Origin of the sequence: Bacillus sp. AFS002410, from assembly GCF_002556365.1 — a bacterium.
Classification (GTDB): Bacteria; Bacillota; Bacilli; order Bacillales; family Bacillaceae_G; genus Gottfriedia.
Genome location: NZ_NUEU01000009.1, coordinates 234267 through 248154, shown reverse-complemented (window position 1 = coordinate 248154; position 13888 = coordinate 234267). Strand labels below are relative to the sequence as shown.

At 34.0% G+C, this 13888-nt stretch carries 14 protein-coding genes and 2 other annotated features; of the genes, 10 read left to right on the top strand and 4 right to left on the bottom strand.

Annotated features, from left to right (window positions below; translation table 11 throughout):
- Positions 1 to 191 precede the first annotated feature (191 nt).
- From CN692_RS08910 to CN692_RS08895, 4 genes are all read right to left on the bottom strand, one after another.
- A complete protein-coding gene (locus CN692_RS08910) occupies positions 192 to 812 on the bottom strand; it encodes a DUF47 domain-containing protein (RefSeq protein WP_098118802.1) in 621 nt (206 codons plus the stop codon).
- A gap of 80 nt (positions 813 to 892) precedes the next feature.
- Entirely contained in the window at positions 893 to 1993 is a 1101-nt protein-coding gene (locus tag CN692_RS08905; RefSeq protein ID WP_098118801.1) for a Ger(x)C family spore germination protein, read from the bottom strand.
- Positions 1990 to 3081, bottom strand: coding sequence for a GerAB/ArcD/ProY family transporter (locus CN692_RS08900; protein WP_098118800.1), 1092 nt, complete (start codon positions 3079 to 3081; stop codon positions 1990 to 1992). Before CN692_RS08900 ends, CN692_RS08905 begins: the two co-directional genes overlap by 4 nt.
- Positions 3078 to 4565 (bottom strand): spore germination protein, encoded by a 1488-nt coding sequence (locus tag CN692_RS08895; RefSeq protein WP_098118799.1) that lies wholly within the window; start codon positions 4563 to 4565, stop codon positions 3078 to 3080. Before CN692_RS08895 ends, CN692_RS08900 begins: the two co-directional genes overlap by 4 nt.
- A gap of 238 nt (positions 4566 to 4803) precedes the next feature.
- Positions 4804 to 5054 (top strand) — a binding site (T-box leader).
- Positions 5055 to 5096: 42 nt separating this feature from the next.
- Positions 5097 to 5368, top strand: a binding site (T-box leader).
- A 66-nt stretch (positions 5369 to 5434) separates the two neighbouring features.
- On the opposite strand from CN692_RS08895, the gene trpE reads away from it, so the two are divergent.
- The 10 genes from trpE (at position 5435) to CN692_RS08845 (ending at position 13855) form a co-directional block, all read left to right on the top strand.
- Positions 5435 to 6844, top strand: a complete 1410-nt coding sequence (trpE, locus tag CN692_RS08890) for an anthranilate synthase component I (RefSeq protein ID WP_098118798.1) — start codon at positions 5435 to 5437, stop codon at positions 6842 to 6844.
- Entirely contained in the window at positions 6828 to 7439 is a 612-nt protein-coding gene (locus CN692_RS08885) for an anthranilate synthase component II (RefSeq protein ID WP_098118797.1), read from the top strand. The genes trpE and CN692_RS08885 overlap by 17 nt, the downstream gene beginning before the upstream one ends.
- Positions 7411 to 8439, top strand: a complete 1029-nt coding sequence (gene trpD / locus CN692_RS08880; RefSeq protein ID WP_098118796.1) for an anthranilate phosphoribosyltransferase — start codon at positions 7411 to 7413, stop codon at positions 8437 to 8439. The genes CN692_RS08885 and trpD overlap by 29 nt, the downstream gene beginning before the upstream one ends.
- Positions 8440 to 9228, top strand: coding sequence for an indole-3-glycerol phosphate synthase TrpC (trpC, locus tag CN692_RS08875; protein WP_098118795.1), 789 nt, complete (start codon positions 8440 to 8442; stop codon positions 9226 to 9228). It begins immediately after the preceding gene.
- Complete coding sequence (locus tag CN692_RS08870; protein ID WP_098118794.1) at positions 9225 to 9830, top strand: phosphoribosylanthranilate isomerase; 606 nt, start codon at positions 9225 to 9227, stop codon at positions 9828 to 9830. The genes trpC and CN692_RS08870 overlap by 4 nt, the downstream gene beginning before the upstream one ends.
- A complete protein-coding gene (trpB, locus tag CN692_RS08865) occupies positions 9831 to 11030 on the top strand; it encodes a tryptophan synthase subunit beta (RefSeq protein ID WP_098118793.1) in 1200 nt (399 codons plus the stop codon).
- Between the two features lie 2 nt (positions 11031 to 11032).
- A complete protein-coding gene (gene trpA / locus CN692_RS08860; RefSeq protein ID WP_098118792.1) occupies positions 11033 to 11818 on the top strand; it encodes a tryptophan synthase subunit alpha in 786 nt (261 codons plus the stop codon).
- A 382-nt stretch (positions 11819 to 12200) separates the two neighbouring features.
- Positions 12201 to 12626, top strand: a complete 426-nt coding sequence (locus CN692_RS08855; protein WP_098118791.1) for a DMT family transporter — start codon at positions 12201 to 12203, stop codon at positions 12624 to 12626.
- 28 nt (positions 12627 to 12654) lie between these two features.
- Entirely contained in the window at positions 12655 to 13353 is a 699-nt protein-coding gene (locus tag CN692_RS08850) for a Crp/Fnr family transcriptional regulator (protein WP_098118790.1), read from the top strand.
- A gap of 37 nt (positions 13354 to 13390) precedes the next feature.
- Positions 13391 to 13855 (top strand): DMT family transporter, encoded by a 465-nt coding sequence (locus CN692_RS08845; protein ID WP_098118789.1) that lies wholly within the window; start codon positions 13391 to 13393, stop codon positions 13853 to 13855.
- Positions 13856 to 13888: the final 33 nt, after the last annotated feature.

The window sequence follows — 13888 nt, the reverse complement described above, 5'->3', positions numbered from 1 at the left end:
TATCAACGAGAAATAGCAATATATCAACGAAGTTCACAGCTTTATCAACAAAGTTCACATAGTGTTCGTGTTTGTCCCATATCGAGACCACTACCCAGAAGCAGGAGGCACCTCAGATTACCAGCAGGAAAATAAAAAAACTGCCCCAAAAGTCCATCGGCTTGCGAGACAGTTCCATCTAAATTATTCAATTAAGCGTTACCCATAATAATTTGCTCAAGTGTATTCGCTACATCTTGTGCGCTGTCAGAAACTGCTTCTAACATTTCATAAATTTCCTTGAATTGAATGATTTTTATTGGATCTTTTTCATTTTTAAATAATTCTTTAATTGAGGTACGTAATAAGGAATCGCATTGTGATTCATAATCTTTTACTTGGATCGCGTGTACGCGCATCTCAAGTAGTTTTTTTCTTGAAAGGAGTTGAATTGCTTTTAAAATTTCATTCGTTGCAGCTCGGATGTTTTTTACGAATTTGATCATGAAATCATCGATTTGAATGATGGAGTACATTTCAAATGTTGCTGAACATTGTTCCATCCCATCTAGCACATCGTCCATTTTATTAGCAAGTTCGAGAATATCTTCACGTTCAATGGGTGTAATAAATGTTTTGTTTAGTTCGACAATAATTTTATGAATATATGTATCGCCTTTTGTTTCATAGGCTTTCATTTCTTGAGCAAAAGTTTTTAAGTCAGTAGCGTTTTTTATTTTAAAGTCATCAAGATAGATCGCACAAGCATTTGCATTTTCTGCAATATCTAATAGTATTTCAAAGAAAATATCATTTTTTTTACCGAATATCAAAGTAGTTCCTCCTAAAAAAACAGATGGTTTTTCCCTTACATTATGTTGCACAAGAGTATTAAATATTATAAATAGTAACTTTAAAAAACAGGTCCGGTTCGATCAATTTTTGCCTTTACGGAAGTTTTGAACTTAACATCTTTATAATCCTTCTGCCAATTTAATTTTTTCCATAAAGCTGAATGAGAACTTGAAACTCTTCTTCCAATTCCAAATGCATCACAGTTTGCCTCTAGTAATGATTTAGTAATTTCATTCGCCTGTTTAGTAAGGATTTGTGAAATTTCTTTATTTAACTTGTCCTTATTAAGCTTTTCGCCTACCTTACCTGAATAACTCGTAATTGTTAAATCAAGATTTAGATTTAGTTTACAAGTTATTTTTGACGTTTTTTTATCTATTTTTAAATCCAAATCCCTTTTTATATCTTTTACCCTAAATGAGATTGAACGATTTGTTCCTAAGTTTACGGCCATTTCACTAAACTTAGTTAATCGATCCATCATTAATAATAATAGGCTTCCTTTTGCATCAGGTAAGCTAATTCCTGAAAACTTATCTCCATCAAATAAGTCTATTCCACCAATTGTAATTTTATCATTTTCATCTTTTTTTACAAAAGGTAAAACGAGATCGCTACCTTCATCTGTAATTTTTGTCCAAGCTGTAAAAGCAGTCTCTTTCGGAATTTTTGTAGTTTCTTCAGCAGCTTCTAATCCTTTTAAGATTTCGAATGCAATCGGACTAGTTCCAGGGTCCAGTGAAATAAGGTCTGATGCTTTATCTTCTGCGATGACAATTCTAGTAAATACAGAGGCTTGTCTAGGTCGAAAAAAAACCTCTAAAAAAGGGTAAATTCCTTTCCTAGCAAGTTCTCTTCCAATTAATATAATGTGTGCTTTACTTACATCAATTTGGCCAGGTAGTTTATTATTAATTTCAATTGCCATTCCTGATACATTAGATTGCTTTATTTTGACTAGTTCGTCTTGCACTTCGAATTGGCCGCCGCCTTTGTTTTCAATATTTAATGCTCTGACTGTGGCTAGTATATTATTGTCTTGGTCTATGTCAAGACTGATCCCATTCACCATTTTTTTATCTACTAATAGATTTTGATCCCAACAACCAGTTAATAAAAAGGAAAACAAACATAAAGTAATTAAGAAAGATCTTCTCATAATTGCTCACTCCTTTCAGTCTTAGAGATGATGAAGGATAGGCAAAAGAGAATGATCGGAAGCCCAAATACAACTACATAACTTAAATAAGTTACATATTTGTTAAAGAGAGCTAGTTGATCTTCATCATATGGAAAAATTGTAATAATAAAAATAAGGATTCCACTTAAAATAACATTCTTTTTGAATGAGTTTTCTTTGCTTATACTTTTCGCTGATAAAAACATATAAATAATTACCGATGTTGTCATTGGTACGATCCAGACTGATAAAAAAATCAAATCTAAACGGTCGATCATTTCAAACGAAAGTACTTTAAATATATATAAGACAGGTTCCCGAATTTGCAAAAGCTGCGTTGGACTAAAGCTTATTAGACAAATTAAAGTGAAATATGTATAGAATAGTGTCACTGTTAAATTGGCAAAACTCGCAGTTTTTAATATTCCTTTTTCTGAATCAAGAATAAAAGGAAATATTAGTAAAATACTTTCAAATCCTAGCATTGAGAGTAAAGATTTATGACTTCCCATCAGTATATTTTTCACACCAGATTGTCCAACTGGTAGCATAAAGCCAAAATCCTTTGGTAAATAAAAGGTAAAGAAGGACAGAAAGAAAAGTAAGATAATTAAAATGGATCCTAAAACAAAAAATCTAGAAATGATTCTTAAGTCGCTAATTGTTAAATAAATGCTTGATAAAATAATAATTAGCGATAGTACCCACATAGGAGTAAGCGGTAGTAGCCAAAGAGAAATGGTTCGTATAAAAAGTGCACAAGCCAAACTTCCAATCATAATAAAATAAATGAATATAAATAAATTACATAACTTTCCCACATATTTTCCTAAAATTTTTTTTGTGATTTCCGTATAGATTGCATTTGGGTATTTTCTTAGTAATAGCCAATAAATGATGATTGTAATTTGAACTGCTAATCCTGCAACTAATGTAGAAATCCAACCATCACCTTTAGTAGTTGTCTCGACTGCATTTGGCAAGGCTAGTAATCCAATACCTATTTGACTTTGGATAATAAAAAAATAAAGCTGTAATTTAGAAATCGAATTACTATTCGTTATCATTTTTTCTTCCACACCCTAGACATTCTTTGTCGTTCAAGTTTTTGGGGAAGTGCATCAGTTGGTCTTGTATTTTGTTTCCATATAGGCAGCCTTATAAATGTATCCTTAATATCTTCTTTTCTAAATGGTGCCATTGGTGAAAAGTACGGCATACCAAAAGATTTTAATTTACACATGTGCATAAAAATTAACATTAAACTTAAAGTAATCCCAAAAAATCCTAAAATCGAAGCCATTATCATAGTTGGAAAACCTAATAATCTCATACTTGTTCCCATTTCACTGACGGGAGCTACAAATGATGCAATTGCTGTAAATCCAATTACAACAATCATCGTATTTGACACTAAATGAGCTTCAACAACAGCCGTACCAATAACTAGTCCACCTACTATACCGATTGTTTGAGCGATAGGAGATGGTAGTCTAATAGCGGCTTCCTTCAATAGCTCCAATATGATTTGCATCATAAATGCTTCTACGAGGGGAAGAAACGGTACAAACTCTAAGGAGACTCTAATAGAATATAGAATACCGATTGGTAGTATCTCAGAATGGAAAGATACAATCGCAATGTAGATTGCAGGCAGACAAATTGCAATAAGGAAGCTAAATACTCTAATAATCCGAAAAAACGATCCGATCAACCATCGATGATTATAATCATCGGGAGCTTGATAAAAAGCAAAAAAGGTGATTGGTACGACTGACACAGTAGGGTTTCCATCTACAAGTAAATTTATTTTCCCATCTAAAAGATAAGATACAGCCCGGTCCGGTCTTTCTGTATTTAATACTTGTGGAAATGGTGAAAAAGTATTATCCTCGATTAATTCTTCTAAATGTCCTGTAGATTGAAGGCTGTCTACCTCAACACTAGAAATTCTTTCTTCTATGACTTCAACTAGCTTTCGATTTGCAATTGAATCGAGGTAAACCAATGCCACCTTTGTATTCGTAATTTTACCAATCGTAAAATACTTAACCTTTAAATCAGGTGAATGTATTCTTTTTCTCAGTAATTGTATATTTGTATTGATATTTTCAACAAAACCATCGTGGGCACCATTTATATTTTGTTCGTTAGCAGGTTCTTGAATTGCGCGTTCTTTATCATCTGCAGCTGCAGCTAAAATCCCGAATGCATTATTTTCTTCTAAAATAAGACAAAATCCGTCTAATAAACTATCTCCCAATTCGGAGATTTTTGTTGAGTTTTTTATTTCATAAGATTTGACGATATTACCTGTTTCATCTTTTTTTTCTCTTAAAATAGGTTCGATAATAAATGCTTGAAGTGCCTCTATTTTTATCATCGTTTCAAGAAATAAAATAGCAAAAATCTGGTCGTTTTTATGAATTACTTTAACAACTAAATCCTCTGTATGACATAAATATTCTTGAATCATTTCAATATTATTTTTTAGATTATCAGACAGAAATTCTTCTTTATTTGAACTAATTGTTGTTGTATTGGATCTCATATTGATACCTCTTTATGGACGGTCTAATTGCGTTTATTCTTTCCATAATTTGGCTTAGTATGCAAAGAAGATCCAATTGAAAAACATTGTTCGAATCTAATTTTTTTAGAGTAAAAAAAACGTAGGATCTCAGTTTGTTGAGAGCAAAAAAATCGAATCTTGTAGAAATAAACTTGTTGACTTTTTATTTTTTGCATAATAATATAAGGACAATTAATTTAAATCGAACATTCATAATTCCTTTGCGTTGACGAAGAGTAGTAACGATTACGGAAACTAAAGAGAGCTGATGGTTGGTGCGAATCAGTGTGAAAGTAATCGCGAATGGACTTCCGAGCATTCAAACCGAACCTTAAAAGAGTAGTAGGCTTTGGCGAGTAGTCTTCTTGTTACAAAAGACGGGTATTCAATCTAAATTTGATTGGATACTGACAAAGCGAGCTGTTAATCAGCTAATGAAGGTGGCACCACGGGTCTCTCGTCCTTTTTAGGACGGGGGGCCCTTTTTGTATTTCTTTTTAATTAAATAACAATAAATCGCTGAGTAAGAAGAGTAAATATTGGTGAATGTCACAGAGAGTTAGACAATGGTGGGAGTCTAATACAGGAACCTTTATCGAATGGGCTTACGAGAGGCATCTTGAACTAACAGTAGGGATGCACGGATTTCCACCGTTAAAAGGATAGGATATCGGAAATTGGAAGATCAGGTCCAATTAATTCCCGTATCTGAAAAGTGGGATTTCAGAACAATCTGATATCCAATCGAGGTGGCACCGCGGTAGCAACTAATCGTCCTCTATATACACAATCTTTGTGTATATAGGGGACTTTTTTATTTTCATCAAAACTTTTTGGGGGCGAACTAATTGGGCGTGAAACATAAGGCTGAACTATTTATTGAAACGATAGCGGGGGATTTATTTACACCGATTTCGGTATTTAAGAAATTGAGCGGTAGCAAAAAATTCTTATTTGAAAGCTCTTATAAGCATCAAGATTCTGGACGTTATTCATTTGTCGGTTCCAATCCTACTTTTGAATTGATTGGTGCGAAGCAAGGTGGCCAAATCATTGATCAACATGGTGAAACAGAAGAATTTATCGGTAATCCACTTTTAAAACTGAAGGAATTATTATCAGAGCAAGAATACCCGGAAGAAACTGATTTTCCCTTCATTGGAGGAGGAATTGGATACGTTGGATACGATATCATTCGTCAATTTGAAGAGATCGGCGAAGAGCTAGAGGACGTATTAGAAATGCCCGATCTGCATTTAATGTTTTTTGAAGTTTTTATTGTGTTTGATCATTTAGAACAGAAAATTCATTTAGTCGGAACTAAGCTTTCAAAAGACACAACTCTAATAGATTTAAAGGCAGGTATTCAGAAGCTGAAGCAAGAGATTTTTACAAATTCAGAGAAAGAGGAAGTAAAACCTGTTGTATTTTCCACTTTCAATTCAGAGATTAGTAAGGCTGATTACATGTCGAAGGTAGAAAAAGCAAAACAATTGATTCAAAAAGGAGATATTTTTCAAGTCGTTCTATCTCACCGAATGGGAGCTAAATTTGAAGGCGATCCATTTGATTATTATCGAAAATTACGAATCAAAAATCCTTCACCATATATGTATTTCATTGATTTTGGAGATAGTGTAGTCGCTGGAACATCTCCTGAAAGCTTGATAAAAGTTCAAAATAATCAAGTCATTACGAATCCAATCGCTGGTACGAAAAAAAGAGGGAAAACCCCCGAGCAAGATTTAATTATCGAAAGAAATTTATTACACGATGAAAAGGAATTAGCTGAACATAAAATGCTTGTTGATTTAGGAAGAAATGATTTAGGAAAGGTTTGCGAGTTTGGAACAGTCAAATTAGATAAATACATGATCGTTGAAAAGTATAAATATGTGATGCATATCGTTTCAGAAGTTAGCGGGCAATTAAATAAGACAAATACAACACTTGACGCGCTAATAGCTTGTTTACCAGCTGGAACAGTATCAGGTGCACCTAAGATTAGAGCAATGGAAATTATTAATGAATTAGAAGTATCAAAACGAGGTGTTTATTCAGGTGCAGTCGGCTATGTTTCAGTTAATGGAAATCTTGATTTTGCATTAGCTATTCGGACGATGATTTTAAAAAATCAAATGGCTTATATTCAAGCAGGTGCAGGCATTGTTTATGACAGTAAACCGGATCAGGAATATGAAGAAACCATTAATAAACTAAAAGCATTTTTGGAGGAACATCATGATTTTATTAATTGATCACTATGACTCGTTTACGTACAATCTATATCAATTTTTAGGAGAGCTTGGTCAAGAAGTTAAGGTAGTAAGATATGACAAAATTTCGATTTCTGAAATAGAAGAATTAAATCCTAAAGCAATCATTCTATCACCAGGGCCAGGAAAGCCAGAAGAGAAGAAAGAAACGAATGAACTTATTCTATCTTTATATAAGACGTTCCCTATATTAGGAATTTGCTTAGGGCACCAAGCAATCGGATATGCATTTGGTGCAAAAATTATTAGTGCTAAACAAATCAAGCACGGAAAAACATCAAAAATTAAACATGACGCTAGTAACTTATTTGCGTATATGACTCAGCCATTAGAGGTTATGAGATATCACTCACTAGTTATTGAAAAGGAAACAATCCCTCCAATATTTGAAACATTAGCAGTTGCGATGGATGACCAAGAAATTATGGCGATTAAACATCGCAAATATCCAATTTACGGGATGCAATTTCATCCAGAATCGATTGGAACTGAATGTGGAAAACAACTTTTACTAAATTTTTTAAATGAAATAAAGGAGGAATTGAAAGATGAAAGAGTACCTTCAACGCTTAGCTAATCGGGAGTCCTTTACGGTAGAGGAGATGCAAGTAGCTGTACAAAGAATTCTACAGGATGATCAAATATCAGATAGTGAAATCGCTGCATTTCTAGTTGCCTTAAAAACAAAAGGAGAAACAGTTAATGAAATCGCCGGATTAGTAAATGCCATTAGAAATCATACCGTCGGCTTTACTAGAAAGTTTCATCATGTCATTGATAATTGCGGAACAGGCGGAGATAACTCTTCTTCCTTTAATGTAAGTACCACTTCAGCATTTGTTATTGCAGCAAGTGGAATTCCGATTGCCAAACATGGCAACCGTAGCATGTCTAGTAAAACAGGAAGTGCCGATGTATTAGAACAATTAGGTGTGGAGTTATCGATTCCAACGCAATCTTCAGAAGAGCTTTTAGAGGATATTGGAATGACTTTCTTATTTGCACCTTATGTACATCCACGGCTGAAAAAAGTAATGAAGGTACGACGCGAGCTACAAATTCCAACGATTTTCAATTTAATAGGACCTTTAACTAATCCAGTTGAATTAGAGACTCAATTATTAGGAATCTATCGTAGAGATTATTTAGAAGTATTTGCAGAAGTGTTAAAAAAGTTAGGACGTAAACGAGCGATTGTATTAAATGGTGCCGGTCACTTAGATGAGGCTTCATTAGCAGGAGAAAATCATATCGTGTTACTTGAAAATAATGAGCTTAAAAAAATGACGCTTCACCCAGAGGAAGTTGGATTAAGTTACTACCCAAACGAGGCAATTAAAGGTGGAGACGCAAAAAGGAATGCGGATATTCTTCTTAGAGTTTTAAAAGGTGAAAAGGGAGTATTTAGAGATACCGTGTTATTAAATGCAGGTTTAGCAATCTACACTTCAGGGATCGTTAATCGCATTGATGAAGGGATTAAGAAAGCCAAGGAGAGCATCGATTCAGGTGCAGCTCATGAGAAACTGCAAAAATTAATCGAAAAAACTAGCAAACTAAAAAGAGAGGTTATTTAAATGGAAACAATTTTAGATCGAATTATTTCTCAAAAGCGAATCGAAATTAAAAATTTAAGAGCGATTAGTCGACAAATAGTCAACGATACAAAGAGTTTATCATTCATTGACCATTTAAAAAGTGCAGATACTCTATCGATTATTGCTGAGTTTAAGCGAGCTTCACCATCAAAAGGTGATATTAATACCAATTTAAATCCAGCTGAACAAGCAAAAAGGTATGAAAAAAATGGAGCATCCGCAATATCTGTGTTAACCGATACGACTTTCTTCAAAGGATCATTTAAAGATCTGAAAGTCGTACGAGACGCTGTTAACATCCCGATTTTATGTAAGGATTTTATGATTGATGAAGTTCAAATAGATATCGCCAAAGAGCACGGTGCAAACATTATTTTATTAATTGCTGCTGCTTTACCTTTCACAGAACTAAATAGACTATATCAATATGCTAAACAGCAAAACCTTGAAGTGTTGATGGAAGTGCATGATGAGGAAGATTTGGAAAAAGCATTAAAAATTGGACCTCAATTATATGGCATTAATAACCGAAATTTGAAAACGTTTGAAGTAAATTTAAATGTAACAGAAAAATTAGCACCAATCATTCAAGCACAAGGAGGTTTCATTATTAGCGAAAGTGGAGTTTTCAATGAGTATGATGCAAAACGAGTAAGAGATGCTGGAGCTAATGGAATTTTAGTAGGAGAGGCTTTAATGAGAAGCAATGATTTATCTACAAATATGAAAGAGCTTATGCTTCCTATCCTTAAGGAGGCTAAGCAGTGAAGGTCAAAATTTGTGGTATTACGGATTTGACTTCAGCACAGATTGCAATTGATGCAGGAGCTGATGCGATTGGGTTTGTTTTTGCTGAAAGTAAGCGACAAATCCAAATTGATGAAGCAAAAAAGATCATTAAATCGCTGCCAAATTCGATCTTAAAAATTGGTGTATTTGTTAATGAATCAAAAGAAACTTTAGAATCCATCTACGAGGAAGTTGGATTAACGCATTTACAGTTGCATGGTGACGAAACGCCTGAATTTTGCCGTTCATTACGATTTCCGAGTATAAAGGCGATACGAGTAGAGTCTGAAAAGGATGTTGAAAAATTATCAGAATATGATTGTGATTATGTATTAGTAGATAGTCCAAGCGGTAAATATCGTGGCGGCAATGGAACAACGTTTGACTGGGAGTTGCTCAATTCTAAAAAGATTAACAACTTGGTTTTAGCGGGTGGATTAACAATTGATAATGTATTACCGGCTTGTAATATTGTTAAACCATGGATGGTTGACGTAAGTAGCGGAGTTGAAACGAACGGCAAAAAGGACTATGAAAAAATAAAAATGTTTATAAAAAAAGTAAAATTAGGAGGAATTTAAATGACTACGTACACACTTCCAGATGTAAAAGGACACTTTGGTATGTATGGCGGAAAATATATACCTGAAACGCTTGTTCAAGCAATTACTGAATTGGAGGAAGCATATTCAACTATTAAAGATGATCCGACTTTCAATGAGGAAATTGAAAACCTATTAAAGGACTACGTAGGTCGCCAAACGCCACTTTACTTCGCAGAAAATTTAACTAAGCATGCAAATGGAGCAAAAATTTATTTAAAACGAGAAGATTTAAATCATACTGGAGCTCACAAAATAAATAATGCGATTGGTCAGGCATTACTTGCTTTACGAATGGGCAAACGAAAAATTGTTGCAGAAACAGGTGCGGGTCAACACGGTGTAGCAACTGCAACGGTTTGTGCGCTATTAAATTTAGATTGTGTGATTTTTATGGGGGCTGAAGATGTTCGTCGACAAGAATTAAATGTGTTCCGTATGGAATTACTAGGCGCGAAAGTTATTAGTGTTGAATCGGGGAGCGCGACATTAAAGGATGCAGTAAATGAGGCACTTCGTTACTGGGTTGCAAATGTTGATGACACACATTATTTGTTAGGTTCAGTTATGGGACCACACCCATTTCCAATGATGGTTCGCGATTTTCAAAGTGTTATCGGAAAGGAAACGCGACAACAGTTTTTAGAAAAAGAAGGCAAGCTTCCTGATGCAGTAGTTGCATGTATTGGTGGAGGAAGTAATGCAATTGGTATGTTCCATCCATTTATTACAGATGAAAGTGTAAAACTGTTTGGAGTAGAAGCGGCCGGACACGGAATTGATACAGATAAACAAGCAGCTTCGTTAACAAAAGGTGTGCCAGGTGTTTTACACGGTGCCCTAATGTATTTACTTCAAGATGAGGACGGTCAAATACAAGAAGCACATTCGATTTCAGCTGGACTTGATTATCCAGGAGTTGGACCAGAGCATTGTTATTTGAAGGATATTGACCGAGTAAAATATGAATCAATTACAGATGAAGAAGCGCTCGACGCATTCCAATTATTAGCGAGACTAGAAGGAATTATTCCAGCACTAGAAAGCGCACACGCAGTTGCATACGCAATAAAACAAGCAAAAATAATGGGTAAAGACGAAAATTTAATCATTTGTTTATCTGGTCGAGGCGATAAAGATGTGCATACCGTTCGAGATCGATTAAAGGAGGAAAAATAATCATGAATCGAATTGAATGTCAGTTTTCAGAGCGAATTAAAAAAGGTGAAAAATTATTTATTCCTTATATAATGGCAGGCGACGGTGGTCTAGAAGTATTAGGAGGAAGATTAGCCTTACTAGAAAAATTTGGTGCCTCAGCGATTGAAATAGGAATACCTTTTTCAGACCCAGTAGCTGACGGACCAGTAATTCAGCAAGCAGGCATTCGAGCACTACAAGAAGGTACAACTTTAAAAGCCGTTCTTGAAAAAATCAAAGAGGTTCGAAAATTGGTTTCAGTACCTTTAATCGTTATGACGTACATGAATCCTATTCTAGCTTACGGAATTGATAAATTCGTAGCTGACCTCAAACAAGCAGGAGTAGACGGTTGCATTATACCTGACCTACCAATTGAAGAAGAAGAGATTATCATAAATAAACTAGAAGAATTTGAAGTAGAACTAATTCGACTAGTTACAATGACAACACCAAAAGAACGAATCATTAAAATTGCAGAAAAAGGCAAAGGTTTTTTATACACAGTAACGGTAAAAGGGATTACTGGTGTTCGAAATGAACTAGACGTAAGTTTATCATCCTTTCTAAAAGGTGTTAAAGAAGTTAGTAATAAACCGGTTATAGCTGGATTCGGCGTATCTAGCCCTGATCAAGTAAAAGAATTGTGCCAAGATTGCGATGGGGTCATTGTTGGAAGTAAAATTGTTGATTTATTTAATCAAAATAAGATTAATGAAATTAAGCTTTTAATGGAATCAATTTTAGTAAGTGAAGAAGTAATCTAATATGAAGAAAATCAGGCTACCAATATGGCCTGATTTTTTGGCTTTATCGCTTAATTGCGATTCCCATAATTTAATATACGACTTACCACCCATCCCGAAAACAAGTTCATCACAAATTATCCACAAAAAGTATATTTTTCTCATCTCAATTCAATGAAAAACAGTTATCGGTTTTCCACATAATAACTGAGTATCCACAAAAAATTGCTTTCTAATAAAGATTAATGCAATTATCCACAGAACTTTGCAAATTTTAGCTATACATTAAAGTTTTCTACAGGCTGATTCTTCATCTAACTCATCTTGGGACATATGTCCTTTCCAAACGTGCCTCCAATATCGTTTAATAATGAAGAAATCAAAATGTCAGGAGAGAAAGTATATGAAAGGAATTATATTAGCAATTTTGGCTGGAGCATTCATCACGCTACAAGGAGTCGCAAATTCGAAAATTAGTAGTGATATAGGTACTTGGCAAGCAGCTACGATTACTCAATTTACTGGTTTTCTTGTTGCGTTTTTAATTCTACTTATAATAAAAGATAAAAATTTAGCTGAAGTTAAGAAAGTAAATCCAATTTATTTAACAAGTGGAGCATTTGGAGCGTTTGTTATTTTTTGTAATGTGACGGCAATTCATTTGAATGGTGTTACCTTTTCAGTTTCAACGCTGTTAATCGCACAGCTATGTTTAACTTTTATTATTGATAGTAGAGGTTGGTTCGGAGTAAAAAAGCTTAATATAACTCCAACCCAATTAATTGGAATTGGAATGATGATGATTGGTGTCATTGTGCTAGGATCTTAACTTATAACCTACTGGAGGTGATTTTAACTTGAAAATTTCTAGTGATACTGAACAAATTAATCAATTTTTAGCTGAACATCGTATTGAAGAAGTCTTTAATGAGGAATTAAGAACTCATATGACTATTCAACGATTCAATCAAGGAGCATTTATTTGTTCTCAAGGAGACTCGGCACAAACAATGTTTATTTTAGTAAAAGGAAAGGTAAAAGTTTATACTTCCTCAGCTGAAGGGAAAACATTAATCCTATCGTTTAAAACTCCTCTTGAATTAATCGGTGATATCGAATATGTAAGAGAATCGAATTATATTAATACGGTGGAAGCAATTTCTACTGTTGAAGTGATCTCTATAGACTATCGTTGGTTAAAAAAACTTAGCAAAAACTATACACCGTTTCTTCAATTCCTATTAAAGGTCATAACGGAAAAATTTTATATTAAATCGAATTCGATGAGTTTTAACTTAATGTATCCAGTAGAAGTACGCTTAGCGAGCTATTTATTATCCATTTCATACGATGATACAAATTCTTTACTCAATGATAATTTAAATACGATCAATCTTAAAGATGCGGCAAATTTGATCGGAACGAGTTATCGACATGTTAATAGAGTTATTCAACAATTCTGTAAGGATGGCCTAGTAGAGCGAAAAAATGGGAGCATTCTTATAAAAAATAGAGATGGCCTGAGTATTCTTGCGAGTAATAATATTTACGAATAAAAAATCACATTGCTAAATTTGGGAGGTGTGTAAGCTTATGCTTTATGGATTACTTTTATCTTTAATCGCGGGTGCACTTATTGGCTTACAAAGTATATTTAATAGTAAGGTTAATGAACGGACTGGAATATGGCTCACAACAACATTTGTATTAGGAATGGGCTTTATAGCTTCACTAATTATGGGTCTTTTCCTTGATGGGAAACAATTATTTGATTTGCATAATATGAAAGTTTGGTATTGGTTTAGTGGCATTGTTGGTGTAGGAGTTGTATTCTGCTTAACGAAAGGGATTAGAATACTTGGGCCAACCTATGCAACATCAATAATTCTGACATCACAATTATTGTTTGCATTATTATTTGATACTAAAGGGTGGCTAGGTCTTGAGAAAGTTCCGTTTACTTCTAAGCAATTAATTGGAGTATTGCTGATTATAAGTGGTATATTAGTTTTTAAATTAAGCGGAATAAGCTTTAAACGTATAAAACAGCTAATTTGATTTAATGGTAATCTAGTAAAATATGATTTTAAT